General features: G+C 61.7%; 22 protein-coding genes and 1 pseudogene. 15 read left to right on the top strand and 8 right to left on the bottom strand.

What is annotated here, in order from left to right; all coding sequences use genetic code 11:
* Positions 1 to 40: 40 nt before the first annotated feature.
* From CLU88_RS03430 to CLU88_RS03445, 4 genes are all read left to right on the top strand, one after another.
* Positions 41 to 1,609, top strand: a complete 1,569-nt coding sequence (locus CLU88_RS03430) for an ABC transporter substrate-binding protein (protein WP_099658621.1) — start codon at positions 41 to 43, stop codon at positions 1,607 to 1,609.
* 40 nt (positions 1,610 to 1,649) lie between these two features.
* Complete coding sequence (locus CLU88_RS03435; protein WP_099655398.1) at positions 1,650 to 2,969, top strand: acyl-CoA thioesterase/bile acid-CoA:amino acid N-acyltransferase family protein; 1,320 nt, start codon at positions 1,650 to 1,652, stop codon at positions 2,967 to 2,969.
* Positions 2,970 to 3,026: 57 nt separating this feature from the next.
* Positions 3,027 to 4,232: a peroxidase-related enzyme gene (locus tag CLU88_RS03440; RefSeq protein ID WP_099658622.1), complete on the top strand. Its 1,206-nt coding sequence runs from the start codon at positions 3,027 to 3,029 to the stop codon at positions 4,230 to 4,232.
* A gap of 473 nt (positions 4,233 to 4,705) precedes the next feature.
* Positions 4,706 to 4,894: a hypothetical protein gene (locus CLU88_RS03445; protein ID WP_143225937.1), complete on the top strand. Its 189-nt coding sequence runs from the start codon at positions 4,706 to 4,708 to the stop codon at positions 4,892 to 4,894.
* Positions 4,895 to 4,943: 49 nt separating this feature from the next.
* Here CLU88_RS03445 and CLU88_RS03450 read toward each other — a convergent pair whose 3' ends face one another.
* Positions 4,944 to 5,456 (bottom strand): GNAT family N-acetyltransferase, encoded by a 513-nt coding sequence (locus tag CLU88_RS03450; protein WP_099658623.1) that lies wholly within the window; start codon positions 5,454 to 5,456, stop codon positions 4,944 to 4,946.
* 18 nt (positions 5,457 to 5,474) lie between these two features.
* Positions 5,475 to 5,942: pseudogene (locus CLU88_RS03455) on the bottom strand (GNAT family N-acetyltransferase); the annotation flags it as partial.
* A 197-nt stretch (positions 5,943 to 6,139) separates the two neighbouring features.
* Here CLU88_RS03455 and CLU88_RS03460 point away from each other — a divergent pair.
* Entirely contained in the window at positions 6,140 to 8,545 is a 2,406-nt protein-coding gene (locus tag CLU88_RS03460) for a YgiQ family radical SAM protein (protein WP_099655400.1), read from the top strand.
* A gap of 138 nt (positions 8,546 to 8,683) precedes the next feature.
* Here the strand turns inward: CLU88_RS03460 and CLU88_RS03465 are convergent, their stop codons facing one another.
* From CLU88_RS03465 to CLU88_RS03480, 4 genes are all read right to left on the bottom strand, one after another.
* Complete coding sequence (locus CLU88_RS03465) at positions 8,684 to 9,130, bottom strand: hypothetical protein (RefSeq protein WP_099655401.1); 447 nt, start codon at positions 9,128 to 9,130, stop codon at positions 8,684 to 8,686.
* Positions 9,131 to 9,522: 392 nt separating this feature from the next.
* The gene (locus CLU88_RS03470) at positions 9,523 to 10,125 is read right to left on the bottom strand and encodes a DUF1294 domain-containing protein (protein WP_233205362.1); all 603 of its coding nucleotides are present in this window, start codon (positions 10,123 to 10,125) and stop codon (positions 9,523 to 9,525) included.
* A 263-nt stretch (positions 10,126 to 10,388) separates the two neighbouring features.
* Positions 10,389 to 12,248, bottom strand: a complete 1,860-nt coding sequence (locus CLU88_RS03475) for a hypothetical protein (protein WP_099655402.1) — start codon at positions 12,246 to 12,248, stop codon at positions 10,389 to 10,391.
* A gap of 323 nt (positions 12,249 to 12,571) precedes the next feature.
* Positions 12,572 to 13,462, bottom strand: a complete 891-nt coding sequence (locus CLU88_RS03480) for a CoA transferase (RefSeq protein WP_099655403.1) — start codon at positions 13,460 to 13,462, stop codon at positions 12,572 to 12,574.
* 148 nt (positions 13,463 to 13,610) lie between these two features.
* Here CLU88_RS03480 and ygiD point away from each other — a divergent pair, with 148 nt between their 5' ends.
* Positions 13,611 to 14,513 (top strand): 4,5-DOPA dioxygenase extradiol, encoded by a 903-nt coding sequence (ygiD, locus tag CLU88_RS03485; protein WP_099655404.1) that lies wholly within the window; start codon positions 13,611 to 13,613, stop codon positions 14,511 to 14,513.
* Between the two features lie 66 nt (positions 14,514 to 14,579).
* Here the strand turns inward: ygiD and CLU88_RS03490 are convergent, their stop codons facing one another.
* Both CLU88_RS03490 and CLU88_RS03495 read right to left on the bottom strand, forming a co-directional pair.
* Positions 14,580 to 15,215 (bottom strand): nucleotidyltransferase family protein, encoded by a 636-nt coding sequence (locus CLU88_RS03490; RefSeq protein WP_099655405.1) that lies wholly within the window; start codon positions 15,213 to 15,215, stop codon positions 14,580 to 14,582.
* On the bottom strand, positions 15,199 to 16,407 hold the full coding sequence (locus CLU88_RS03495) for an amino acid aminotransferase (RefSeq protein ID WP_099655406.1): 1,209 nt from the start codon (positions 16,405 to 16,407) through the stop codon (positions 15,199 to 15,201). Before CLU88_RS03495 ends, CLU88_RS03490 begins: the two co-directional genes overlap by 17 nt.
* Before the next feature lie 105 nt (positions 16,408 to 16,512).
* On the opposite strand from CLU88_RS03495, the gene uvrB reads away from it, so the two are divergent.
* The 9 genes from uvrB (at position 16,513) to dnaQ (ending at position 25,131) form a co-directional block, all read left to right on the top strand.
* A complete protein-coding gene (gene uvrB, locus CLU88_RS03500) occupies positions 16,513 to 18,603 on the top strand; it encodes an excinuclease ABC subunit UvrB (protein WP_099655407.1) in 2,091 nt (696 codons plus the stop codon).
* A gap of 245 nt (positions 18,604 to 18,848) precedes the next feature.
* Positions 18,849 to 19,385, top strand: coding sequence for a Fe-S cluster assembly transcriptional regulator IscR (gene iscR / locus CLU88_RS03505; RefSeq protein WP_099655408.1), 537 nt, complete (start codon positions 18,849 to 18,851; stop codon positions 19,383 to 19,385).
* 112 nt (positions 19,386 to 19,497) lie between these two features.
* Entirely contained in the window at positions 19,498 to 20,718 is a 1,221-nt protein-coding gene (locus CLU88_RS03510; RefSeq protein WP_099655409.1) for an IscS subfamily cysteine desulfurase, read from the top strand.
* Between the two features lie 27 nt (positions 20,719 to 20,745).
* On the top strand, positions 20,746 to 21,141 hold the full coding sequence (gene iscU / locus CLU88_RS03515) for a Fe-S cluster assembly scaffold IscU (protein ID WP_099655410.1): 396 nt from the start codon (positions 20,746 to 20,748) through the stop codon (positions 21,139 to 21,141).
* A gap of 4 nt (positions 21,142 to 21,145) precedes the next feature.
* Complete coding sequence (iscA, locus tag CLU88_RS03520; protein ID WP_099655411.1) at positions 21,146 to 21,469, top strand: iron-sulfur cluster assembly protein IscA; 324 nt, start codon at positions 21,146 to 21,148, stop codon at positions 21,467 to 21,469.
* Positions 21,470 to 21,572: 103 nt separating this feature from the next.
* Complete coding sequence (hscB, locus tag CLU88_RS03525) at positions 21,573 to 22,091, top strand: Fe-S protein assembly co-chaperone HscB (RefSeq protein ID WP_099655412.1); 519 nt, start codon at positions 21,573 to 21,575, stop codon at positions 22,089 to 22,091.
* 67 nt (positions 22,092 to 22,158) lie between these two features.
* Entirely contained in the window at positions 22,159 to 24,030 is a 1,872-nt protein-coding gene (gene hscA, locus CLU88_RS03530; protein WP_099655413.1) for a Fe-S protein assembly chaperone HscA, read from the top strand.
* A gap of 46 nt (positions 24,031 to 24,076) precedes the next feature.
* Positions 24,077 to 24,415, top strand: coding sequence for an ISC system 2Fe-2S type ferredoxin (gene fdx, locus CLU88_RS03535; RefSeq protein WP_099655414.1), 339 nt, complete (start codon positions 24,077 to 24,079; stop codon positions 24,413 to 24,415).
* Positions 24,415 to 25,131, top strand: a complete 717-nt coding sequence (gene dnaQ, locus CLU88_RS03540) for a DNA polymerase III subunit epsilon (protein ID WP_099655415.1) — start codon at positions 24,415 to 24,417, stop codon at positions 25,129 to 25,131. The genes fdx and dnaQ overlap by 1 nt, the downstream gene beginning before the upstream one ends.
* Positions 25,132 to 25,135: the final 4 nt, after the last annotated feature.

Here is a 25,135-nt window from a genome sequence, read left to right on the forward strand (position 1 = left end):
CGTTTTCGCCCTTGACCGCATTCAACCGGAGATTGACCCCATGACCCCATTCCGTCTTGCCGTGATCGCTGCGGCCGCCTTGCTGGCCGCCAGCGCCCAGGCCCAGAACCTGTCTATCGCCTTTGCCGACCCCATCTCGTCGGTGGACCCGCAGCTCAACAACCATGCGGGCGACCGCTCGTTGGCGCTGCACTTCTGGGATTCGATCATCAACTCGCGCGACGGCGGCAAGCTGGAGCCCGCGCTGGCTTCGAGCTGGAAATCGCTCGATGAAAAAACCTGGGAATTCAAGCTGCGCAGCGACATCCAGTGGCAAGACGGCAAGGCCTTCTCGGCCGACGACATCGTGTATTCGTTCACCCGGGCGCGCAACGTGCCGGGCTCCGTCGCGTCGTATGCCGGTGCGCTGCGCACGGTGGAATCCGTCACCGCCAAAGACGCCCACACCGTCATCGTCAAGACCAACACCCCCAATCCCATGCTGCCGCTGGAGATTGCCTCCATCTACATCGTGAGCAAGCATGTGGGGGAGAAGAGCAAGACCGAGGACTACAACGCAGGCCGCGCTGTGGTGGGCACGGGCCCGTACAAGTTTGTCTCGTTCACGCCGGGCGACCGCACGGTGTTTGAGCGCAACCCTGGCTACTACGGCCCCAAGCCCGAGTGGGAGAAGGTCACCTACCGTTTCATCAACAACGGTGCCGCCCGAACTGCAGCACTTCTGGCGGGCGATGTAGACGTGATCGACAAGGTGGCCGTGACCGATGTGGAGAAGCTGCGCAAGACGCCCACCGTGAGCGTGTATACCTACCCCGGCCTGCGTGTGCTGCTGCTGCAGCCCAGCTTCAAGCCCGGTGCCAACGAATTCATCACCGACAACGCGGGCAAGCCGCTGGCCGAGAACCCACTGCGCGACCAGCGCGTGCGCCAGGCCCTGTCGGTGGCCATCAACCGCAAGGCGTTGGCCGACCGCGTGCTGCAAGGCACCGTGACCGAAGCCAACCAGTGGATGCCCAAGGGCAGCTTTGGCTACAACCCCGAGGTCAAAGACATTGCCTACAACCCCGAGCAGGCCAAGAAGCTGCTGGCCGATGCGGGGTTTGCCCAGGGCTTTCAGATCACCATCCACGTGCCCGGCGACCGCTACCCCCAGGCGCCTGAAACAGTGCAAGCTGTGGCCCAGTTCTGGAGCCGTGTGGGCGTGAAGACCAAGGTGGAGGTGGTGCCATGGGCCGCGTACTCCAGCCGCGCCAACAAAAATGACTACGCCGTGAGCGTGATCGCCTGGGGCAATGGCACGGGCGAGGCAGGCTATGGCCTGCTGCAAACCCTGGCCACCACCGACGCCAAACGCGGCCGGGGCGCCAACAACTGGGGGCGTTACAGCAATGAATCGGTGGACAAGGCGCTGGATGCTGCCACGGTGGAGTTCTCGGCCGACCGCCGCTCCGCCATCTTCCGCCACGCGGCCAAGCTGGTGACGGACGACGTGGGCCATATCCCGTTGTTCCACTACCAAAACATCTGGGCCGCCAAAAAGGGGCTGAAGGTTACCCCGCTGCTGAGCGACCGCACCACGGCGCTGCAGGTCACGCGCGCGGCCAAGTAATCGGCCCACATCACAGAACAGCACCAAGGCGGCACCCCGTATGACGGCTTTGCTCACCATCACGCCGCAGCACGCCTTGATCGACGTGCCGCGCCACATCACCGTGCAGGGCCTGGTGCCCGGCGAGCGCATCACCCTGCACAGCACCACGGTGCGCGGCCCTGGCGAGCACTGGCGCGCCCAGGCCGATTTTGTGGCCGATGCGCAGGGCCAGGTAGACCTGCAGCGCGATGCGCCTGTGGCAGGCAGCTACGAGGGCGTATCGCCCATGGGGCTGGTGTGGTCGCAAGTGCCAGAGGGGGGCCGCGCCCCGCGTGAGCTGTTTGCCGCCGAGCCTTCGGCTGCACTGACCACCACCATCAGCGTCACACGCCAAGGCGCTGGCGCAGGTTCAATCGTTGAAGCTGACCTGGTGCAACTGCTGGTGGGCGAGGGCGTGACGCGGCGCGAGGTGCGCGAGGACGGCTTGGTAGCCACGCTGTTCACCCCCGCACCGCGTGTGGATGGCCTAGCGCCGCCAGTGATCGTGGTGCTCAACGGATCGGGGGGCGGGCTCAACGAGCCGCGTGCTGCGCTGTATGCATCGCACGGCTATGCAGCCCTGGCGCTGGGCTACTTCAAGGCGCCGGGCTTGCCCGACTACATCTCCAACATACCGCTGGAGTATTTTGAAAACGCCCTGCAATGGGTGCATAGGCATCTGAAACCCCACCGGGGGCAGGTGGCGCTCAGCGGGCAGTCGCGCGGTGGCGAGCTGGTGCTGCTGCTGGGATCGATGTTTCCGCAATGGGTGTCTGCCGTCATTGCCTACGTGCCCGGCGCGGTGGTGCACAGCGCACAAAACGCCTGCGACCCAGCCCTGGGGCCCGACAGCCGCAACGGCCCCGCCTGGCTGTACCGGGGCCAGCCCCTGCCGCATCTGTGGCAAGCCAACCGCACGGCCACCTGGCAGCCATGGGACGAAGGCCCCGAGCCGCGCCGCCATGCCAACGCCTTGCTCACAGCGCTGCAGGATGCCGATGCGGTGCAGCGTGCTGCCATCGCGGTGGAGCGCATTGCAGGCCCGGTGCTGCTGCTGTCGGCCAGCGACGACGGTTCTTGGCCATCGAGCCTGTACAGCCGCATGGTGGCTGACCGGCTGGCCCGCCACGGGCACCCCCATGCCGTGCAGCACCTGGACTTTGAGGGGGCAGGGCACTCCATCCTGTTCCCGTTTGTGCCCACCACGCAGCTGGTGTACGCCCATCCGGTGTCGAGGCGGCTCAGCACCACGGGCGGCTCGCCCGCGCCCAATGCCCTGGCCGACCAGCAGTCGTGGGCTGGGGCGCTCTCGTTTTTGAAGCAATCTTTCGGCGTCTGACTTGCGCTGTGGCCCGATTTTGTTTGAATTTTTTGATTGATTTTGGAGACCGAACCCATGTCCACCCCTGTCCCTTTAACCACTCCAGTACAGACTTCTGAGGACGTGATCGACCGCTTGCTGCAATGGCCCGCAGGCCACGCCACCCTGGCCGTGCGGCACCAGCGCGACAAAGTGGTGGTGGCCACGCAGGGCAGTTACGACGGGCTGTTCGATGCGGCACTACCGGGTCCCAGCCTGGCCGAGCGGCTTCTGGTGGCGCTGAGCATTGCCGAGCTCTCGGGCAGTGCGGTGCTGGTGGCGCACTACCGCGTGCAACTACAAACGCTGGCGGCTACGGCACCGCTCACGCCTGCGCAGCAGGCTGCGCTGGAGGGGCAGCCCCAGGATGGCGTGCAGGCAGACACGCGGCTGCACGCCATCCTGACCTTTGCCCGCACCCTGGCCCTGCGCCCGGTGGAGGGCGACAAGGCGGCGCTGCTGCGCCTGCCCGCCGCAGGCCTGACCACCCCCGAGGTGGTCGCGCTGGCGCAGCTCATCGCGTTTGTGGCCTACCAGGTGCGCGTGGTGGCGGGCCTGCAGGCGCTGGCTGCCTTGCCCGTTGGCGGTGAGGCAGGGCAAACGGCGCCGGCGGCCGCTGAAGCCCCCTTTGTGCACCCCGCCCATCTGCCCAAGCCCGGCGAGCCCGTGCGCGTGAATGGCTACACCAGCGAGACCCTGGGCTGGAAGGCCTGGTTGCCCGTGCTGGCGCTGGAGCAGGCTTCGCCCGAGCAACTGGCGGTGCTCGAAGCCAGCCACCCGGCCGCCAAGACATCGGATTACTACCTCACGCTGGTGCACCAGCCGCGCATCCTGCAAGAGCGCTCGGTGGCCTTCAACGCCATCATGTACGCGCCCGGTGGGCTCTCGCGGGCCGAGCGCGAGCTGGCCAGCGCCGTGGTCTCGCGCATCAACGGCTGCGTGTATTGCGCCTCCGTCCACGCCCAGCGGTTTGAGCAACTGGCCAAGCGCAACGATGTGATCTACCAGGTGTTCACCGAACCCCACGGCGCAGGCACCAATGCCCGCGAGCGCGCGATCGTGCAGGCATCGATCGACCTCACGCTGAACCCCGGCCAGTTCGGCGCAGCCCAGCTGCAAGCCTTGCAGGCGGCGGGCTTGTCGGCGCTGGAGGTGCTAGACCTCATCCACGCCGTGGCCATCTTTGCCTGGGCCAACCGGCTGATGCTGAACCTGGGCGAGGCGGTGGTGCCCGGTGGCTAAGAGCGGCTAACAAAACTCCCTGGCGTCGTTGTCTCGCCTTGTCGTACTACTTGTACTGCCTGCGGCGAAACGCCTAGCCAGGGCCGCTACGCTGAGTTTTGTTAGCCACTCTAAGAGGTGGCGGCAGGTGTGCATTGGCGTGAACGCTACACAGGCTGAGCTAACGCATTTGGGTGATAGGCAGGGCGGCGCTTTCGGTTCATAGTTTCGGCACAGCACGCGCCTGCTGCAGTTTGCGGTGGCATGTGCCGATAAAGGCCTGAGAACTTGTTCAAAGAAAAGGTCCAGGGATGTCCTGCATCACCCTCGCGAGGCGGTGGTAGTGCGGGTCGGGATGGGGCGCAAGGCGTCTTTTGGCAGCCAATAGCAGGGCTATTGGCAAGAAAAGCAACGCAGCGAACCGCCCGAGCCCGCGCTGCCACAGACCGCAGGGAGTGATGCCGGACATCCCAAACCCCACCGAAGGAGACGCCATGTTCGCCCTGCCTTTTGTCAACACCCTGCACCATGCTCTCACCAACCACGCCTTTGGGCGTGGAGACCCCCAGCCCGCTAGCCCGGCGCCAGCGCCCGTTCCTGCCGCCGCGGCGGTGGCCGTCGACCGGGCAGGGGATGAAGCCCCTGACCTGGCGCAGCGGGTACGGGATGTGGGCGAGTGGTAGCCCGCTGATGCCCATCGGCAGCAGCGGCGTGGCATAGCCAGCCGCCGCGTTACAGCGGTTGCGCCATCACCACGCTGGGGTAGTTGGTGAAGGGTCTCCAGTCACACTCACCCACCACGCGGTAGCCCCAGGACGCGTACATGGCAATCAGCGCGGTCGCCGGCTGGGCGGTGTCCAGTGCCAAGGTGGTGGCGCCTGCTTGCCGCGCTGCGTCCAACAAGTGGGTGTGCAGCAGCTTGCCGTAGCCCTTGCCTTTGGCACTGGGGGCAATGCAGAACTGGCTGAGCGACCAGACCTGCGGGTCGCGGTACAGCACCACGGCAGACTCGGGCTGGGGCCGCCGCAGGGTGGCGGTGCCCACATAGTCGTCATCCTCCAGCATCACCAGCCCAATGCCCATGGCAAAGCGTTTGGCCGTGTCTTCTACCGTTTGGTGGGTGCCCCAGTAGCGCAAACCCTGTGCCGCATGCGGTGCGTAGGCTGCGTGGATGAGGGCGGTGATACTAGTCAGGTCGTCTTCAGCGCAGACGGGGCGAATCAACGGAGATGGATCTAAAGGCATGGTGGTCTGCACCGACGGTTAAAGCTTCAACGCCCAAGTCTCACCCACCAAATGCTGACCGAAACCATCGTACGGCTCGGACTTGACCAAGACAAAGCCGCGCCGCGCGTAGATGTGGCGGGCGGTGGTCAGGCAGCTGTTGGTCCACAGCACCATTTTTTTGTAACCTCTGGCGCGGGCGAAGGCAATGCACTCGTCGGTGAGTCGTGACCCCAGCCCCAGTCCGCGTGCCGATGGCGCCAGGATCAGCATGCGCAGTTGGGCCACCGTGCGGCTTTTGCGCACTACAAACACGGCGCCCAGGCGTTCGCCGTCCCGTTCAGCGATCCAGCAGTGCTCCCACTCGGGCTGAAACTTGCTCACAAACTGCGCCGCGATATCGGCCACCAGGGCTTCAAACTGCCCGTTCCAGCCGTACTCGCGGGCGTACACCTCGCCGTGCTGCTGCACCACCCAGCCCAGGTCGCCGGGGGCCAGCGCGCGCAGGGTGACGGGGCCGGGGGGCGTGGGGTGTGTCATGGTGGGAGGCAGAGTGTGGGTGGTCCATCAGTATAGAAACAGGCCCCCAACCTGAGGGGCCATCGGCCTGAACAGCGACAAAAACAGGCGGGCACCGTAAAATCGCGGCCTCCCCACGATATGACTGTGGCCGCCAAGCTTCTTCGGCGGCCATTTCCATTTGCATGAACGCCCCCGTTGACGTCTCCTTTTTTGCGCGCGCCGCAAAGCCTTTGACCAGTTACCGTCCGTACTGGGCCAAACGCTTTGGCACGGCCCCGTTCTTGCCAATGAGCCGCGCCGAGATGGAGAAACTGGGCTGGGACAGCTGCGACATCATCCTGGTCACCGGCGACGCCTATGTGGACCACCCCAGCTTTGGCATGGCCGTGATCGGCCGCACGCTCGAAGCCCAGGGCTTTCGCGTGGGCATCATCGCCCAGCCCGACTGGCAAAGTGCCGACCCTTTCAAGGTGCTGGGCAAACCCAACCTGTTCTGGGGCGTGACAGCGGGCAACATGGATTCGATGATCAACCGGTACACCGCTGACCGCAAGATCCGCAGCGACGATGCTTACACCCCCGGCGATGTGGGCGGCAAGCGCCCCGACCGCGCGGCCATCGTCTACAGCCAGCGCTGCCGCGAGGCGTTCAAGGACGTGCCCATCATTCTGGGCGGCATCGAAGGCAGCCTGCGCCGCATCGCCCACTACGACTACTGGAGCGACAAGGTGCGCCGCTCTATTGTGGTGGATGCCAAGTGCGACCTGCTGCTGTACGGCAACGCCGAACGCGCCCTGGTGGAGGTGGCCCACCGCCTGGCAGCGCGTGAACCCGTGGAGCAAATCACCGACGTGCGCGGCACGGCCTTTGTGCGCCGCCCCGACGACGAAAGCGGCAAGGGCTGGTTTGAGATCGATTCCACCACCGTGGACGAGCCCGGCCCCGTAGAAGCGCACATCAACCCCTACATGACCACCAGCGAGCAAGCCGCCTCGCAAGGGAGCACTTGCAGCAAAGAAGATGCTCCTGATTCAGGAGCTGCCAGCGCTGGTAAGACGGGCACTAGCGGCCAAATTGATGCCAATCCGGCGATCCAGCCCATCCAGTTTGTGCCCAACCCGGCACTGCGGGCCAAGCTGAAGGTGCCCCCGCGCGAGAAGACCGTGATCCGCCTGCCCAGCTACGAGCAGGTGAAAAGCGACCCCGTGCTCTACGCCCACGCCAACCGCGTGATGCACCTGGAAACCAACCCCGGCAACGCCCGTGCCATGGTGCAGGCGCATGGCGAAGGGGTCACGGCGCGCGACGTGTGGCTCAACCCGCCCCCCATCCCGCTGACCACGGCCGAGATGGACTACGTGTTTGATTTGCCCTATGCACGGGGCCCGCACCCGAGCTATGCCGACGAGAACGGCAGCCACGACCACGGCACCAAGATCCCCGCGTGGGAGATGATCCGGTTCTCCATCAACATCATGCGCGGCTGCTTCGGCGGCTGCACCTTCTGCTCCATCACCGAGCACGAAGGCCGCATCATCCAGAGCCGGTCCGAGGATTCCATCATCCAGGAGATCGAGGACATCCGCGACAAGGTCAAGGGCTTCACCGGCACCATCAGCGACCTGGGTGGCCCCACGGCCAACATGTACCGCCTGGGCTGCCGCAGCCCCGAGATCGAAGCCGCCTGCCGCAAGCCCAGCTGCGTGTACCCCGGCATCTGCCAAAACCTCACCACCGACCACGGCCCGCTCATCAAGATCTACCGCCGTGGCCGCGCGCTCAAGGGCATCAAGAAGATCCTGATCGGATCGGGCCTGCGCTACGACCTGGCCGTGAAATCGCCCGAGTACGTGAAGGAGCTGGTGCAGCACCACGTGGGCGGGTATCTGAAGATCGCGCCCGAGCACACCGAGCAGGGCCCGCTGACCAAGATGATGAAGCCGGGCATCGGCAGCTACGACAAGTTCAAGCAGCTGTTTGAAAAGTTCAGCGAAGAGGCGGGCAAGAAGCAGTTCCTGATCCCGTATTTCATCGCCGCGCACCCGGGCACCAGCGACGAGGACATGATGAACCTCGCCATCTGGCTCAAGAAGAACGGTTTCCGCGCCGACCAGGTGCAGACCTTCTACCCCAGCCCCATGGCCACGGCCACGGCCATGTACCACTCGGGCCGCAACACGCTGACCCGCGTGCGCCGCCAGATGCGCGACGCGGCCGAAGAGTCAGTGGACATCGTGCGCGGTGAAAAGCGCCGCCGCCTGCACAAGGCCTTCCTGCGCTACCACGACCCCAACAACTGGCCTCTGCTGCGCGATGCGCTCAAGGCCATGGGCCGGGCGGACTTGATTGGTAACGGCAAGCACCACCTGATCCCGACCTTCCAGCCCTTGACGGACGGTGGCTACCAAAGCGCACGGCGCAAAAACTCCACGCCTGTGGGCAAGCCCGCTGTGGCAGCTGTGCAAGGCAAAGCTGCAAAGCCCAGCCCGTCAGGCCAGCCCCAAAAGGGCCGCTTGCTCACGCAGCACACTGGCCTGCCGCCCCGTGTCACCGGTGGCGGCAAGCCGTCGGCACGCAAGCCCCGCTGATCGCACACGCGGCGTTTGCTATCAAAAAAGAAGCTGCCAGCGCTTATTTCATAAGCGCTGGCAGCTTCTTTTGCTTAAACCCCGCTGAGCCTGGCAATCGCTTGTGGGGCGTCGCGCTACAGGGCTGCGCCGTGCGGTTTAGGCCACCGCTACCTGCGGGGTGGCATCGGCACTGGCATCGGCTAGCAGGTTGGCAATGCGAAAGCTCAGGTAATGGAATGCGGCTGTGGCACCAGCAGCTTGCAGCACGTTGGCCAGGGCCTGGGTGTCGGCCTCGGCATCGCTCACGGTGATGAGCAGACCATGGTGCCCCTGGCGTGCCAGGGCGCCCATGCGGCGCAGGTGTTCGCCCTCCAGCCCCGTGGTGGGCAAGGTGCCGCCCGCTGCCCCCTCGGTGCGCACCAGGTCTTGCAAGATGACTTCTGGGCGGGCGTAGGCGGTCTCGCCGGTGTTGGGCAGGGCTTCCAGCTCTGCCGCCACCTGGCGCACACAGCCTTCGTCCGGAAAGAGGGCAAACACATGGCCTGTGGGGTAGAACATGCCGCCAGCCTGGGTCAGGGTGGAATCGATGACGAGGGGTTTCATGGGCGTCTCCCGTAAAGGTTTCAGAACCTTGGATTGGATCGTGGGAGGGCGCCGGGCTATGTAGGCCGAGAGGCTGGACGCTTGTCAGCGGCAGGCACCTAGTGTCCTGAGTGGGAGATTCGTTTCATAAAGATGCCGAGAATCGCCGCCATGCTGCGTTGCAAATCCTCGCGATAGCTGCGGCTATCGCTGCGGTTTGCGCCTTGCCTGACGACGATTTCGACCTCTTTATTTCATCAACTAACTTCCAACTCAGGACACTAGCGCCTTCAGCACTGCATGTGGGCAAATACTGCCAATATTTGCCTCTAGGGCTTATGCAATAAGCGCTGGCAGCTATCAATTTTAAAAATAGGCTAGCACTGCCCAGTGCACGCCGCCGGGGTGGCGGCTTAGCCCAGCTGTGAACCCAGCCAGCCACTCACCCACGCCCCCAGGGCCGCGCAGTGCAACACGATGGTGAGCCAGTACATGGCGCGGAACTCTGCCTTGCTGGATTTGTGGCGCATGCTTTGTTGCGCGAGCCAGGCCGCGGGCCAGCCGCCCAACAGGCCGAGGGTGTGCAGGTTTTTCTCTGAGGTGCGCCAGCCGCCGCTCTGGGCCGCATTTTTGTCTACGGCGTATACCCACAGGGTCAGCGCATTCAGGGCCACCAGGGCGCCGAGCACCCACAGGGGCAAGCGCTGCGTCCACAGACCCCAAGCGAGCATGCCCGCCCACAGCAGCATGAGGGCGTAAGCCAGCCCAGCGCCCGCCGCGGGTCGGCCGCCGCCCGCACGGGCTCGGGCCGATGGGTGCAACGGGCGCGCTGCCGAGCGAGGGGCACGGGCGGTATCGGGGTGGGGCAATGCTTTGCTGGCGTTGGGGCGTGGGCGTTGCCCGTTACGCGCAGCACCCGGCGAACGGGGGCTGCGCGCCGCAGTGGCCATAGCCCCTGCGGGCTGCACCGCCACGGCACGCGGGCCTTTGCCGCCCACATGCACGTCGTCATACACCACCGCCATCCCTTCGCGCGGGGGGGGGGGCTGCGAAAGTCCTTCAGGTGAAAAAACACGTCGGCCGTGCCGCCGGGGCTGCGAATGAAGCCGAATGCGCGGGCGCTGTCCCAGCGGGTGATGGTGCCTTGCTTTTGCATGCCGAAAATGCGGTGAACAGGGTGGAAGGGGGCGCAATCTGTGCACAAGGCAGTATCTATCCCGAACGCTGGACAGCAAGCTTAAGGACACTGCTCGCTTGCAATTTCTTTGAAAGATTGAAATTATGCTTTCACATAGCTTTGAACAGGTTTGAACTCTGTGCTACCGGCCAGCCTAAAACCTCCACCCTCATTGATATCGCGAACTTCAAATGGGTGCGGCGCCTTTCCTTTTCGACTGCGTTCGATCATAAAAGAATATACTTGCTCAATATTTTTTGCATAAGCCTCTGCGCTATATAGTGTTGAGTCTTTGCGATAGCTTTTCAAATGATTTCTATAAGCTTTAAGCTGCTCAGGCTCGGCCGCTAATTTTTTGATGAGTTGTTCATATTCACTTTGATTTTGTGTGATCAATTCCGGTAATTTCATCGCTTCCAATAGACTTCCCGCCACACGTGATGCGAAGCACTGCCCCTGCATGGTTACTATGGGCAACCCCATCCATAGTGCATCACTGGCCGTTGTGTGCGCATTACAGGGAAATGTATCCAGAAAAATATCCGCCAATTGATGGCGTGCCAAATGCTTAACTTCTGGCAGATGCTTTGCGAACACGATTCGCTCAATGGAAATTCCTGATTGCTGAGCGCTAGCATGCAAATTATTTGCTGCGGCTATATCATCGCAATACAGCCACAAAACCGCTTGAGGTAAGTCATGAAGAATTCGCATCCAACTCTGAAAGAGACTGGGGGTGATTTTTCTTGTGTTGTTGAAGGCAGCCAAAACAAATGCATTTTCTGGCAAGCCCTCTTTGGATCGACTTTGGGCTTCTTCTGTAAAAACCCGATGAGGATCATTGGGCTGATATGCATGGGGCATTTGCACAATGCACTCTGAGAAATATTTTTGATGATTGAATGGGGTAACAATTCGATCACCAATGATGTAATCGTAGGCGGTGCTGCCCATCGATCCCGGGTATGCCAAAAAATTGACAACTACTGGAGCTGGCCGGCTTGCGGAGTAGGCCATTTCAAAGTCGCCAGTAAACCCTTTTGTATCTACCAATATATCCAAATTAAGCGATTTTATTTTTTTGATGTTATCTGCAACGGCACTGCCTCTCAGGTCAACAAAATTCTCAAAGGCATCTCCCACTCTTTTTCGCATGGCACTGCCGTCATCTGGACCATAAGAAAGGCCCACTATTTCCCATTCATTGCGGTTATGAGCCTCTAGCATTCCGACCATCAAGCGTGATGTAGCATGATCGTGAAAATCAGCAGACAAATATCCAACGCACGGCCGACTTTTAAGTTTGCCAAGAGGGCGCAGTTTTCGAGAGGTAACCGCTTGATGTCCGGCGTGGTCATTGACAAATTTTTGAGCAACAGCCAAATGTAGCTCAGGATCATCTTTGAAACACAATGAAAGCCACGGAGATGTAGGTGGAAGATATTTTTGCGGATGTGCATACTCATAAAAATAATGCACATGTTCTTGGAAGTGACTCCAATTGCACAAAGCCGCATCAATGTCAATGATGGCAGTTTTCAGCAAAACATCTGTTTTTTCACCCTGCGCCAAATCACCTGCGCGTTGGGCTGCTGCCAGTAATTTGATTCGCAGGAAACGACGGCATGCTTTGCTGTAGTAGCCAAATTTGGAAAGCTCCGGCAAAGGTCTAACGATATGGGTTGCGTCTGAGACAGCACGCAAATGAACCAGTGCCTTGCTCACGCCGATGTTTGCATCTGCATCCATTGGGTCCAAAAGCCATGCTAATTCGTATGTCTCGAGGGCACTCAGCCACTCATTTTGGGCGAGGAGCGCTGTGGCGATGATCTTGTACGCCCGACCTTGGCTGGGTGCGCTACTACAAGCATGGTGCGCCGTTTCAATCGCCTTCACTGCATCACCTTGTGCCAACTGCTGCTCCGCAGTTTTGCATTGATCTTCGTAATTGTTATTCATCATGGTCTTTGATTATTTAAGGCAACTGGAGATCAATGCTTTTTAAAGCATTGATTTCGGTTGCTATTTTTAATAATTTTATATCTTCTATTCCGGCAGGGAATAAATCTCACCTTCTAGATAGGGTGCATATTTTCAAGCCCTTAGCGTCCCATCCCGATCCGCTGCGCGCACTTACCGCTCAATTCGCGCAGAGGATCCCAGGGGAAGACGCTGTGATCCTATCGCGCTCTATTGGCGTTCCAAATTCTCCGAGCAATATCACCGACAGCTGCTTGAGGCCTCGCTGAGTCAAGGCTAGGTACTTGCCATCAGGACTTCCATGATCAAGGCAGCGTGTGCAGCGGAATGTCCTGCGTTTGCGCCAGCGCATCCAGTTGGGCGCGTGTCTGGGTGGCGATGAATGCGGCCACCGCCACACGGGTGGCTGGGGCGCGCAAGATGGCGGCATCGCCCTGTGCGGGCAGGCCTGCGGCGGCGCACAGGCGGGCGGCGAAGTGGGGTTCCAGCGCAGCCACGGCCACGCGGCCATTGGCGCAGGGGTAGATGCGGTAGCCCGCATGCGCCCCGCCCACGTCACCGTCTGGGGTGGTCAGCCCCCAGTGGTGTGGCTGGGCCAGCCAGGCTGCAGCGTCGGCCAGGGCCACTTCCAGCTGTTGGCCTTTGCCGGTCTGGGCACGGCCCAGCAGGGCTTGTAGCACGGCCTCGCTGGCCATCAGGGCGCCGCCCATGTCGGCGTAGAGCGTGGGGGGCATGTCGGTGCCTGCCAACAAGCCTGCGTCGGCCAGGTAGGTGAGGTCGTGGCCGGGCTCTTCGGCACGCGTGCCTGCGGCCCCCACGATCTGCACCACCGATAAGCGGGGGTAGCGCGCATGCAATGCCGCCCAGCCCAGGCCCAGCTTGGCCAGGGCCGATGGGCGAAAGGAGGTGATCAGCACGTCGGTGCGCGCCAGCTCGGCATGCAGCCTGGCCTGGCCGTCGTCCGTCTTGAGGTGGGCTTGCAGCACGGCGACGCCCTGGTGCATGTCGCTGTAGGCCTGGGGGCTGTACAGCGCCATGGGGTCTGCGCTGAGGTGGGGCGGGGTGGCGGGTGCTTCGAGCTTGGTGCAGGTGGCGCCCATGCGTGCACAGCGCTGCAAGGCGGCGGGGCCGGGCAGGTTGAGCGCCAGGCTCAGGATGCGGGTGCCGCGCAGCGGCTGGAGGGGCAGGGTGGGCATGGCAAATGGGGGAATGGCGGGCGATTGAAGGGGCTGAGAACCCAGTGAAAGAAGGAACTTTGCCTGGGGCGCAGCGTCCTTCACCGGGTTATACATAATTTGTTACGGTAGCTCCCTTCGCCTTTGCCCTATGCAACGCAGAACCACTTTGGCCGCCCTGGCAGGGCTGGCCGCTTCCTCGGGAGCCTTCATGACCTCTTTGTCCAGCGCAGCGGGCTTGCCGCTGCTGCAAGCCCTCAAGCCATCGCCCCGCATGCCGGTGCTGTTTGTGGGCCATGGCAGCCCCATGAATGCCATTGAAGACAACGCGTGGCGCCGCAGCTGGCAGGCCGTGGGCAGCGAGCTGCTGGCCCGCGCCGTGCAGCCGCAGTTGATCTTGTGCGTATCGGCCCACTGGCTTACGCGCGGCGGCTGGCAGCTCACGGGCATGGCCAGCCCCAAGACCATTCACGATTTTGGTGGCTTTCCTCAGGAATTGTTTGACCAGCAGTACCCAGCCCCCGGTGCCCCTGCCGTGGCCCGTGGCCTAGCGGCTGAGCTGAAGTCTCCTGCCACCGGCACGGCACTGGGCGTGGACGAGAGCGAGTGGGGTCTGGACCATGGGACTTGGTCGGTGCTCAAGCCCATGTTCCCCAAGGCGCACATCCCGGTGCTGCAACTGAGCATGGACTACAGCCGCCCGCCTGCCGAGCATTACGCGCTGGGCCAGCAGCTTCAACGCCTGCGCGAGCGCGGGGTGCTGATTGTGGGCAGCGGCAACATCGTGCACAACCTGCGCGTTACGCGCCGGGGCAGCGCCGCCAACGAGGCTTATGACTGGGCTGCCGAGTTCGACACCGTGGTGCAAGAGCAGATCAAGAAAGGCCAGCTGGGCGCGCTGCAGGACTTTCTGGGCCTGGGTGCCGTCGCCAAACAGGCGCACCCCACGCACGAGCACTACCTGCCTCTTCTGTACGCCGCAGGCGCTGTGCAGCCCACGGAGATGCCACGGTTTTTCAATACAGGCTACCAGTCGGCATCGATTTCGATGCGGTCGGTGCTGTGGGGGTGAGGGTAAATTGCTCTTCTTTTGATAGCTGCTAGCGCTTGTATTTAAAGCGCTAGTGGCCTGAAAAGCTTAAATTCTATGGGCGGCTGGCCGCTCATCAGCCAGCGTCTCCTGAATGTCCAGCCAGGTCCAGCGCTCTTGGTAGCTTTGCGCCTTGGCCTTGAACAACGGCAAGTGCGGGCACTGTGGGTTGGGCCGCAAAATGCCGCCGTACAGCTCCTGCAGACCATAGGGCGCATACAGGGCGGGCGCTGCGGCCCGCGCTGCAGGTTGCAAGCCTACGCAGGTGCAGGGCACCAGAAACCGCTCAATCCCCTGGCGGGCAGACTGCAACGCTTCGTAGGGGTAGCCGAACCACTGTTCGTACCAAAGGTGCACGCGGGCCTGGTTCTTGGCCTCCACGGTGATGGGAAGGTCGGCAAAGAGGGCGGAGACACGGGCTTGCACCTGCTGCTCTGCCGCTTCAGACATATCTGACGCATCAAAGTAGAACAGGTCGTAGTCCTTGATATGCGCTGTGGGTGCAAAGTCGGAATGCAGGTTCCACACCGTCTGAAAGAGGCAGCCAGCCACCAACCACGCATCCGGCAGGTCCAGAAACGGCAAACGCTCCAGAATGGCCGCGTTGTGCGGGTTCTGGAGCGCTTCGCTCGTGAATCGGCGCCGAAGCGCCGCTTCTTCAGTCAGATCAGATGACCTTGGCAATGGCCTGGCAGACGTAGTCGATGTTCTTGCTGTTCAGGGCTGCGACGCACATGCGGCCTGTGTCCGTGCCGTACACGCCGAACTCGCTGCGCAGGCGCACCATTTGGTCTTTGGACAGGCCGGAGTAGCTGAACATGCCGATCTGGGTGGTGATGAAGGACATATCCTTGGTCACGCCAGCGGCCTTCAGGCCATCAACCAGCTTTTGGCGCATGGCCTTGATGCGCACGCGCATTTCGCCCAGTTCCTTTTCCCACAGGGTGCGCAGTTCGGGCTTGCCCAGCACAGCGGCCACGATGGCGCCACCGTGGGTGGGTGGGTTGGAGTAGTTGGTGCGGATGGCGATCTTCAGTTGGCTCAGCACGCGGTCGGTTTCTTCCTTGCTGCTGCCGACCACGCTCAGGGCCCCCACGCGCTCGCCGTACAGGCTGAAGCTCTTGGAGAAGCTGGTCGACACGAAGATATTCAGGCCAGCGGCCACGAACTTGGCGATCACGGCGCCGTCTTCAGCGATGCCGTAGCCAAAACCTTGGTAGGCCATGTCCAGGAAGGCAGTGAGGTTGCGTTCCTTCACCACGGCAATGACTTGCTCCCATTGGGCAGCGGTGATGTCGTAGCCGGTGGGGTTGTGGCAGCAAGCGTGCAGCAGCACGATGGTGCCCGCCGCAGCGGCCTTCAGCTTGGCCAGCATGCCTTCGAAGTTGATGCCACCGAGGCCGCCGTTGGCGCTTTGGTCGAAGTAGGGGTAGGTGTCCACCGGGAAGCCGGCGTTGGTGAACAGCGCGCGGTGGTTTTCCCAGCTGGGGTCAGAAATCAGCACGGTGGCGTTGGGGCTGATCTTCTTGAGGAAGTCGGCGCCGATCTTCAGGCCGCCGGTGCCGCCAATGGCTTGCACGGTGGCCACGCGGCCGCTCTTGACGACGTCGGACTCAGCGCCGAACACCAGGCCCTTCACGGCGGCATCGTAGGCAGCAATACCGTCGATGGGCAGGTAGCCACGGGCGGTGGGCTTGTCCATCATGGCTTTTTCAGCGGCTTGCACGCATTGCAGCAGGGGCAGCTTGCCGTTGTCGTCGAAATACACGCCCACGCCCAGGTTGACCTTGTTGGGGTTGGTGTCTGCGTTGAATTGTTCGTTCAGACCCAGGATGGGGTCGCGGGGGGCCATTTCGACGGCGGTGAACAGAGACATGAAAATCCTTGAAAGGTTGTCAGTAGCGAAGAATCCGGGCGTGGTGTACTGTGCCGGGTTCCGCCGATTTTAACGGCCTGCCCACACCAACCGTTGACGACATCCATGCTGGAATTGACTGAATCCATACCGCCCGCGCAAGAGGGCGAGTTCGTTCGCTTTCCTGATTCGCCTTTTGAGCTGTTTCAGCCGTACCCCCCTGCGGGCGACCAGCCCGAGGCCATTGCCAAGCTGGTAGAGGGGTTGCGGGATGGGGAGGCGTTTCAGACGCTGCTGGGTGTGACGGGCTCGGGCAAGACCTTCACCATGGCCAATGTGATCGCGCGCATGGGCCGCCCCGCCATTGTGTTTGCGCCCAACAAAACACTGGCGGCGCAGTTGTACAGCGAGTTTCGCGAGTTCTTCCCCAAGAACGCTGTCGAGTACTTCGTGAGTTACTACGACTACTACCAGCCCGAGGCCTATGTGCCGCAGCGCGATCTTTTCATTGAGAAAGACAGCGCCATCAACGAGCACATTGAGCAGATGCGCCTGTCGTGCACCAAGAGCCTGATGGAGCGCAAAGACGTGGTCATTGTGGCCACGGTGTCTGCCATCTACGGTATTGGCGAGCCAGAGAGTTACCACCGCATGGTGATGACGCTGCGCAGCGGTGACAAGCTGGGCCAGCGCGATGTGATCGCCCAGCTGATCCGCATGCAGTACCAGCGCAATGAGGCGGATTTTTCGCGCGGCAAGTTCCGCGTGCGGGGCGACACCATCGATGTGTTTCCGGCCGAACATTCCGAGCTGGCCATCCGCATCGAGTTGTTTGATGACGAGATCGAGAGTCTGCAGCTGTTTGACCCGCTCACGGGCCGCGTCAAACAAAAGATCCCGCGCTTCACCGTCTACCCCAGCAGCCACTACGTGACGCCACGCGACAAGGTGCTGGCGGCGGTGGAGACCATCAAGATCGAGCTGGCCGAGCGCCTGCAGCAACTGGTGGCTGACGGCAAACTGGTGGAGGCCCAGCGCCTGGAGCAGCGCACCCGGTTTGATCTGGAGATGCTCAGTGAAGTAGGGCACTGCAAGGGCATTGAAAACTACACGCGCCACCTGTCGGGCGCAGCGCCGGGCGACCCACCGAGCACGCTGACCGACTACATGCCCAAAAACTCTCTGATGTTCCTGGACGAAAGCCACCAGATGATCGGGCAGCTCTCGGCCATGTACAACGGCGACCGGGCGCGCAAGACCACGTTGGTCGAGTACGGATTTCGCCTGCCTTCGGCCATGGACAACCGGCCGCTCAAGTTTGAAGAGTTTGAGCAGCGCATGCGGCAGGCCATCTTTGTGACGGCCACCCCGGCCGACTATGAAAAGACGCACTCCGGCCAGGTCGTGGACCAGGTGGTGCGTCCCACCGGGTTGGTTGACCCGATTGTGGAGGTGCGCCCCGCCACACACCAGGTGGACGATGTGCTGCAGGAAATCCGCATTCGCGTTGAAAAGCACGAGCGTGTGCTCATCACCACGCTGACCAAGCGCATGGCCGAGCAGCTGACGGACTACCTTACCGACAACGGGGTGAAGGTGCGCTACCTGCACAGCGATGTGGACACGGTGGAACGGGTAGAAATCATCCGCGACCTGCGTCTTGGGGCCTTTGATGTGCTGGTGGGCATCAATTTGCTGCGCGAGGGGCTGGACATTCCAGAGGTATCGCTCGTGGCGATTCTGGACGCCGACAAAGAAGGCTTTTTGCGCGCCGAGCGCAGCCTGATCCAGACCATCGGCCGGGCGGCGCGCAACCTTAACGGCCGGGCGATTCTGTACGCAGACCGCATCACCGAGTCGATGAAAAAGGCCATGGGGGAGACGGAGCGCCGACGCGTCAAGCAGATTGCGCACAACGAAGCCCACGGCATCACACCGCGCAGCATTGTCAAGAGGGTAAGAGACCTGATTGACGGGGTTTACAGCGAAAAAGCGGGCAAGGATGCCGAGCGGCTGGAGCAAGAAGCCATGCAGCGCGCCCAAGTGGAAGAGATGTCAGAGAAAGACATTGCCAAAGAAATCAAGCGCCTGGAAAAGCTGATGCTGGAGCATGCGCGGAACCTGGAATTTGAGCAGGCAGCCCGCGTGCGCGACCAATTGAGCCAACTCAAGGACCGCGCTTTCGGGGCGCATGGCGGAGACTCCGTGGCGCTGTGAGTCCCGGTCTTGTCCAGGTCAATACGTGGCTGGCGAATTCGTGACCCGTTGGTTTCTTAATCCGACCAATTCGATAGGGATTTGTGGTATACTCTTACAAAATACTCAAGAACAAAGCCCAACGATGAAGGGCTCCGTGGCAGGCAAAGCTGTGCGGAGTAAGGGGCGGAGACGGTGCCCGTGCTGACCACTCGCCAGCGCAGGCAGTTTCTTTAACGAACGAGCCTCAGCACAAGGAGCTTTCCATGCGTCTCACCACCAAAGGCCGGTTTGCAGTCACCGCCATGATCGACTTGGCCCTGCGCCAGAACAACGGCCCCGTCACACTGGCAGCCATCAGCCAGCGCCAACAAATTTCCCTGTCTTACCTTGAACAGCTGTTCGGCAAGCTGCGTCGCCATGAATTGGTGGAATCCACCCGTGGCCCTGGCGGTGGATACACACTGGCCCGCAAGGCGGGCGAAATCACTGTCGCCGACATCATTGTCTCGGTGGATGAGCCCATTGATGCCACCCAATGCGGCGGCAAAGAAAACTGCCTGGGCGAAGCCGGTCGCTGCATGACCCACGAGCTGTGGGCATCGCTGAACCAGCGCATGGTGGAGTTTTTGGATTCGGTCACCCTCCAAAAGCTGGTTGATGAGCAACTGGCCAAGGGCGTGCAGATTGAAGACAAGCCGGTGGTGCGCCGCGCTATTTCCACCACGCCCGTGGTCAAACCCATCCGTGTGAACGCCCCCAACTCGGTGTTTGCACTCGGCAACGTTTTCGCCAAGTCCTGATGGGGCTGCGCTGAACAGGGCCTTGGGGCCAGCAGCGCCTTGAACGTTTTTCACTGTTTTCTCAACGCCAACCGTTTTTTGCTGCCAGCCAGAAACGCCAACTGAGCCAGCGATCCACATGACTCCTCACTTTCCTATTTATCTCGACTACGGTGCGACCACCCCTGTAGACCCACGCGTAGTGGATGCGATGATTCCCTGGTTGCGTGAGCATTTCGGCAACCCGGCTTCCCGCAGCCACGCCTGGGGCTGGGAAGCGGAAGAGGCCGTGGAAAACGCACGCGTCCAGGTGGCCGACTTGATTGGTGCCGACCCCCGAGAGATCGTCTGGACCAGCGGCGCCACGGAGTCGATCAATCTGGCCCTCAAGGGCGCAGCCCAGTTCTACAAAGGCAAGGGCAAGCACCTCATCACGCTCAAGACCGAACACAAAGCCGTGCTCGACACCATGCGTGAGCTGGAACGCCAAGGTTTTGACGTGACTTACCTGGATGTGCAGGAAGACGGCCTGGTCAACATGGACGCGCTGAAAGCGGCCATTCGCCCAGACACTATTCTGATCAGCATCCTGTTCGTGAACAACGAAATCGGCGTGATCCAGGATATTCCGGCCATCGGCACTCTGTGCCGCGAAAAAGGCATCCTGCTGCACGTCGATGCTGCGCAGGCGACAGGGCGTGTGGAGATCGACATGGCCACGCTGCCGGTTGACCTGATGAGCATGACAGCCCACAAAACATACGGCCCCAAAGGCATTGGCGCTTTGTACGTGCGCCGCAAGCCCCGCGTGCGCCTCGAAGCCCAGATGCATGGCGGCGGTCACGAGCGCGGCATGCGTTCGGGCACCTTGCCCACGCACCAGATCGTGGGCATGGGCGAGGCCTTCCGCATTGCCAAGGAAGAAATGGTCGAAGGCAATGCCAAGGCGCGCGCATTGCAGCAGCGCCTGCTGGACGGCCTGAAGGACATCGAGCAGGTGTTCATCAACGGCAGCATGGAACGCCGTGTGCCGCAAAACCTCAACATGAGCTTCAACTTCGTCGAAGGCGAATCGCTCATCATGGGCATCAAAGGCTTGGCCGTGTCGTCGGGCTCGGCTTGCACATCCGCCAGCCTGGAGCCCAGCTATGTGTTGCGCGCCCTGGGCCGCAGCGACGAATTGGCGCACAGCAGCTTGCGCATGACCATCGGCCGCTTCACGACCGAAGAAGAGATTGACTACGCGATTTCCACCATCCGCGAGAACGTGGCCCGGCTGCGTGAACTCAGCCCCCTGTGGGAAATGTTCAAGGATGGCGTGGATCTGAGCACCATTCAATGGGCCGCGCACTGAGCGCCCAAACCGACCAAAGGACTTGCCATGGCTTATTCTGACAAAGTGGTTGACCATTACGAAAACCCCCGCAATGTGGGCTCTTTCGACAAGGGTGATGAATCTGTGGGCACCGGCATGGTGGGCGCTCCAGCCTGCGGTGACGTGATGAAGCTGCAGATCAAGGTGAACCCCCAGACCGGCGTGATCGAAGACGCACGCTTCAAAACCTATGGCTGCGGCTCCGCCATTGCCTCGTCGTCACTGGTGACCGAGTGGGTCAAGGGCAAAACGCTGGACGAAGCGGCAGCTCTCAAAAACAGCGTGATTGCCGAAGAGCTGGCACTGCCTCCGGTCAAGATCCACTGCTCCATCCTGGCGGAAGACGCCATCAAGGCCGCAGTGAACGACTACAAGGCCAAGCACGCGGGTGCCGCAGCCTGACGCGATGGCTATCACCCTGACAGAAGCTGCAGCGCGACACGTGAGCCGGTACCTTGCCCGCCGTGGTAAGGGCGTGGGTGTGCGCCTGGGCGTCAAGACGACAGGCTGCTCCGGCTTGGCTTACAAGCTGGAGTATGTGGACGATACCGAGCCAGAAGACATCGTCTTTGAAAACCATGGCGTCAAGGTCTTGATCGACCCCAAAAGCCTGGCGTACATCGACGGAACCGAGTTGGACTTTGTGCGCGAAGGCCTGAACGAAGGCTTCAAGTTCAACAACCCCAACGAGCGCGACCGGTGCGGCTGCGGAGAAAGCTTCCGCGTCTGAGCCAGGCAGCCTTCTCGCGAAGGCCTTCCGTGTGAAACCGCCACCGCGCTCTGTGCTGGCGGTTTTTTCTTGATGCGTACCGATCTTCCTACCCAGGCATGGCATGAACCTGCAGTCCAACGATTTCGAACTTTTTGGCATCGCGGAGCGCTTTGCACAAGACCGTCCCGCTCTGGACGCGCGCTGGAAGGAACTGCAGCGCCAGGCCCACCCAGACAAGTTCGCAGCCCAAGGTGCCGCTGCGCAACGGGTGGCCATGCAATGGTCGGTGCGTATCAATGAGGCCTACCAGCGCCTTAAAGAACCACTGCGCCGCGCTGCCTACTTGTGCGAATTGCGTGGCACGCCCATACGGGCGGAAGACAACACGGCCATGCCCGCAGCATTCTTGATGCAGCAAATGGAGTGGCGTGAAGCCCTGGAAGATGCCCAGACGGTTGCGGCGATGGATGCCCTGGACGATGAAGTCATGCAGGCCCGCAAAGCGGGACTGGCGCGGTGCGAGGTGCTGATAGACCAGCAGCAAGACTATGCCAGCGCTGCGCAACAGGTGAGAGCCCTCATGTTCATTGCGCGATTTGCAGACGACATCGAGCGCCGCCGCGAGCAACTGGGACAATAGCGTTTGCCTCTTTTTTTGAACACCCGGCCAGTGCGCCAGGTTTCTTCACGTAGACCCCCAAAATCTCATGGCGCTTTTGCAGATTTCCGAGCCTGGACAGTCCCCCGATCCCCATCAGCGCCGCATCGCGGTTGGCATTGACCTGGGGACCACGCACTCGCTGGTGGCTGCGGTGCGCAGCGGCGCTGCCGAATGCCTGCCCGATGCGCAAGGCCGTGTATTGCTGCCGTCGGTGGTGCGTTACCTGGGGCAGGGCGGGCGCCAAATTGGCTACGACGCCGTGGCTGCACAGGCCAGCGATGCACGCAACACGATTGCGTCGGTCAAGCGCTTCATGGGGCGCGGGCTGCACGACGTTGCGCAGGCCGGGCAACTACCCTACGAGTTCGTCCAGCCTGCTGGTGACGTGCCCGGCGGCATGGTCAGCCTGGCCACGGCCGATGGGGTGAAATCGCCTGTGGAAGTCAGTGCTGAAATCTTGGCTACGCTGCGCTACCGCGCCGAAGACACCTTCAACGACGATCTCTATGGCGCCGTCATCACCGTGCCCGCCTACTTTGACGATGCACAGCGTCAGGCGACCAAGGATGCGGCCAAGCTCGCAGGCATCCATTTGCTGCGGCTCATCAACGAACCCACGGCGGCGGCCATTGCCTATGGGCTCGACAATGCCAGCGAGGGGATCTATGCCGTTTATGACCTGGGCGGGGGCACTTTTGACATCTCCATCCTGCGCCTGACCCAAGGCGTTTTTGAGGTCATTGCCACGGGGGGCGATTCTGCTCTGGGCGGTGACGACTACGACGCGGCCTTGGCAGACTGGGTGCTGCAACAAACTGGCGCGGCCGTGCAAACACCAGCCGACAAAGCAGCCATTCGCATGGCGGCCCGGGCCTGCAAGGAAGCGTTGACTGCTACAGAAAAAGTAGCATTTACCGCTGATTTGGCGGGCGGTAGCGTGCTTTTTGATGTGAAACGTGCCGATTTTGAGGCAGCTACATCCGCACTGACGGCCCGCTCTATGGCCGCAGTGCGCCGCGCCCTGCGCGACGCCCAACTCGCCAAGGACGAAGTGCAAGGCGTGGTCATGGTCGGTGGTTCGACCCGCATGCCGCAGGTGCAGCAAGCGGTGGCAGACTTTTTTGGGCGAGCCCCCCTCACCAACCTCAACCCCGATGAAGTGGTCGCGCTCGGGGCCGCCATTCAGGCCAATCAACTGGCAGGCAACGACACAGCAGGCGATCTGCTGCTGCTGGACGTGATCCCCCTGTCTTTGGGCATCGAAACCATGGGAGGTTTGGTGGAGCGCATCGTCGCGCGAAACGAAACCATACCCACGGCCAAAGCGCAGGACTTCACCACCTACAAGGATGGTCAGACGGCGCTGGCGATCCATGTGGTGCAAGGTGAGCGTGACCTGGTGGCGGACTGCCGCAGCCTGGCCCGCTTTGAATTGCGCGGCATTCCCGCCATGGCCGCAGGCGCCGCCCGTATCCGCGTGACCTTTACGGTGGACGCTGATGGCCTGTTGTCAGTCAGTGCCAAAGAGCAGGGCAGTGGGGTGGAAGCGCGCATTGACGTGAAGCCGTCCTATGGCTTGTCGGACGACCAGATTGCCCAGATGCTGCAAGACGGCTTTGCCACCGCTGCGCAAGACATGCGGGCCCGCGCTGTGGTCGAAGCCCGTGTCGCTGCCGACCGGATGCTGTTGGCCACACAAAGCGCGTTGGATGCCGATGGCGACGTGCTGAGCGCCACCGAGCGCAGTGCGATTGATGCGCTGATGGAAGCCCTGCGCCAGCAGCGCGGTGCCGATGAGGCCGCCACCATCGAAGCCGCTACGCAGGCGCTGGCCAAGGGCACAGAGGCCTTTGCCGCCCAGCGCATGAACCGTGGCATTCAGCAGGCGCTGGCAGGCAAGAACGTCCAGTCCCTCTGAATTCAAGCCCTTCTACCCGTTTCCAAGATACAAAATCCAGGACGCCATGCCCGTCATCAAAATCCTCCCCCACCCCGAATATTGCCCCGCTGGCGCGGAAATCACAGCCCCTGCAGGCACGTCGGTGTGTGAAGCCCTGCTGGAACATCACATCAACATCGAGCACGCTTGCGACATGAGCTGCGCCTGCACCACTTGCCATGTGATCGTGCGCGAGGGACTGGCTTCTTTGAACGAGGCGGAGGAGGAGGAGGAGGACCTGCTGGACCGCGCCTGGGGCCTGGAGCCTCAATCGCGCCTGTCGTGCCAGGCCATCCTCGCCCAAAAGGACTTGGTCATTGAGATTCCAAAATACACGATCAACCACGCCAAGGAAAACCACTGATGACCCGTCAGATCGTTCTGGACACGGAGACCACCGGCCTCTCGGCCGAAGGTGGGGATCGCATCATTGAGCTGGGTTGCGTAGAGCTGCTCAATCGCAAGCTCACGGGTAACAACCTGCACCTGTACTTCAACCCAGGGCGCGACAGCCATGAAGATGCCCTGAAGGTCCACGGCATCACCAACGAGTTCCTCAAAGACAAGCCCAAGTTTGCGGACATGGCGCCCCAGATCCTGGAGTACCTCCAGGGGGCTGAGATCATCATCCACAACGCGGCGTTTGACGTCGGCTTCTTGAATAAAGAGCTGGAGCTCACAGGGCGCCCGCCGTTCAAAACCTATGTAGAAAGCGTGACCGACACCTTGGCGATGGCCAAGGAAATGTTCCCGGGCAAGCGCAATTCTCTGGACGCTTTGTGTGACCGCCTGGAAGTGGACAACTCAGGTCGTACGCTGCACGGGGCTTTGCTGGATGCGGAGTTGCTGGCGGATGTCTACATCAACCTGACCCGTGGGCAAGACGCCTTACTGATGGCGGACGAGCCGCAGGAGAACGCAGACGGTGTCGTGGTCCCTTCGATAGATTTGAGCCGCTTTGCACTGCAGGTGGTGGCTGCCAATGAGCAAGAGCTGGGTACGCACGAAGAGGTGATGGTGCAGATCGACAAATCGAGCGGCGGCAAAACAATTTGGCGAAAATTACAGGCCGCCGTTTAATTTG

Source organism: Acidovorax sp. 56 (assembly GCF_002749705.1).
Classification (GTDB): domain Bacteria; phylum Pseudomonadota; class Gammaproteobacteria; order Burkholderiales; family Burkholderiaceae_C; genus Acidovorax.

What these genes read in the sequence shown, in the direction of transcription:
- fdx (WP_099655414.1), top strand. Translation starts at nt 24,077, where the DNA reads ATGCCCGTCATCAAAATCCTCCCCCACCCCGAATATTGCCCCGCTGGC.
- CLU88_RS03460 (WP_099655400.1), top strand. Translation starts at nt 6,140, where the DNA reads ATGAACGCCCCCGTTGACGTCTCCTTTTTTGCGCGCGCCGCAAAGCCT.
- CLU88_RS03480 (WP_099655403.1), bottom strand. Translation starts at nt 13,462, where the DNA reads ATGCCCACCCTGCCCCTCCAGCCGCTGCGCGGCACCCGCATCCTGAGC.
- dnaQ (WP_099655415.1), top strand. Translation starts at nt 24,415, where the DNA reads ATGACCCGTCAGATCGTTCTGGACACGGAGACCACCGGCCTCTCGGCC.
- CLU88_RS03435 (WP_099655398.1), top strand. Translation starts at nt 1,650, where the DNA reads ATGACGGCTTTGCTCACCATCACGCCGCAGCACGCCTTGATCGACGTG.
- CLU88_RS03440 (WP_099658622.1), top strand. Translation starts at nt 3,027, where the DNA reads ATGTCCACCCCTGTCCCTTTAACCACTCCAGTACAGACTTCTGAGGAC.
- uvrB (WP_099655407.1), top strand. Translation starts at nt 16,513, where the DNA reads ATGCTGGAATTGACTGAATCCATACCGCCCGCGCAAGAGGGCGAGTTC.
- CLU88_RS03465 (WP_099655401.1), bottom strand. Translation starts at nt 9,130, where the DNA reads ATGAAACCCCTCGTCATCGATTCCACCCTGACCCAGGCTGGCGGCATG.
- iscR (WP_099655408.1), top strand. Translation starts at nt 18,849, where the DNA reads ATGCGTCTCACCACCAAAGGCCGGTTTGCAGTCACCGCCATGATCGAC.
- iscA (WP_099655411.1), top strand. Translation starts at nt 21,146, where the DNA reads ATGGCTATCACCCTGACAGAAGCTGCAGCGCGACACGTGAGCCGGTAC.
- iscU (WP_099655410.1), top strand. Translation starts at nt 20,746, where the DNA reads ATGGCTTATTCTGACAAAGTGGTTGACCATTACGAAAACCCCCGCAAT.
- CLU88_RS03495 (WP_099655406.1), bottom strand. Translation starts at nt 16,407, where the DNA reads ATGTCTCTGTTCACCGCCGTCGAAATGGCCCCCCGCGACCCCATCCTG.
- CLU88_RS03430 (WP_099658621.1), top strand. Translation starts at nt 41, where the DNA reads ATGACCCCATTCCGTCTTGCCGTGATCGCTGCGGCCGCCTTGCTGGCC.
- CLU88_RS03445 (WP_143225937.1), top strand. Translation starts at nt 4,706, where the DNA reads ATGTTCGCCCTGCCTTTTGTCAACACCCTGCACCATGCTCTCACCAAC.
- CLU88_RS03475 (WP_099655402.1), bottom strand. Translation starts at nt 12,248, where the DNA reads ATGATGAATAACAATTACGAAGATCAATGCAAAACTGCGGAGCAGCAG.
- CLU88_RS03450 (WP_099658623.1), bottom strand. Translation starts at nt 5,456, where the DNA reads ATGCCTTTAGATCCATCTCCGTTGATTCGCCCCGTCTGCGCTGAAGAC.
- hscA (WP_099655413.1), top strand. Translation starts at nt 22,159, where the DNA reads ATGGCGCTTTTGCAGATTTCCGAGCCTGGACAGTCCCCCGATCCCCAT.
- hscB (WP_099655412.1), top strand. Translation starts at nt 21,573, where the DNA reads ATGAACCTGCAGTCCAACGATTTCGAACTTTTTGGCATCGCGGAGCGC.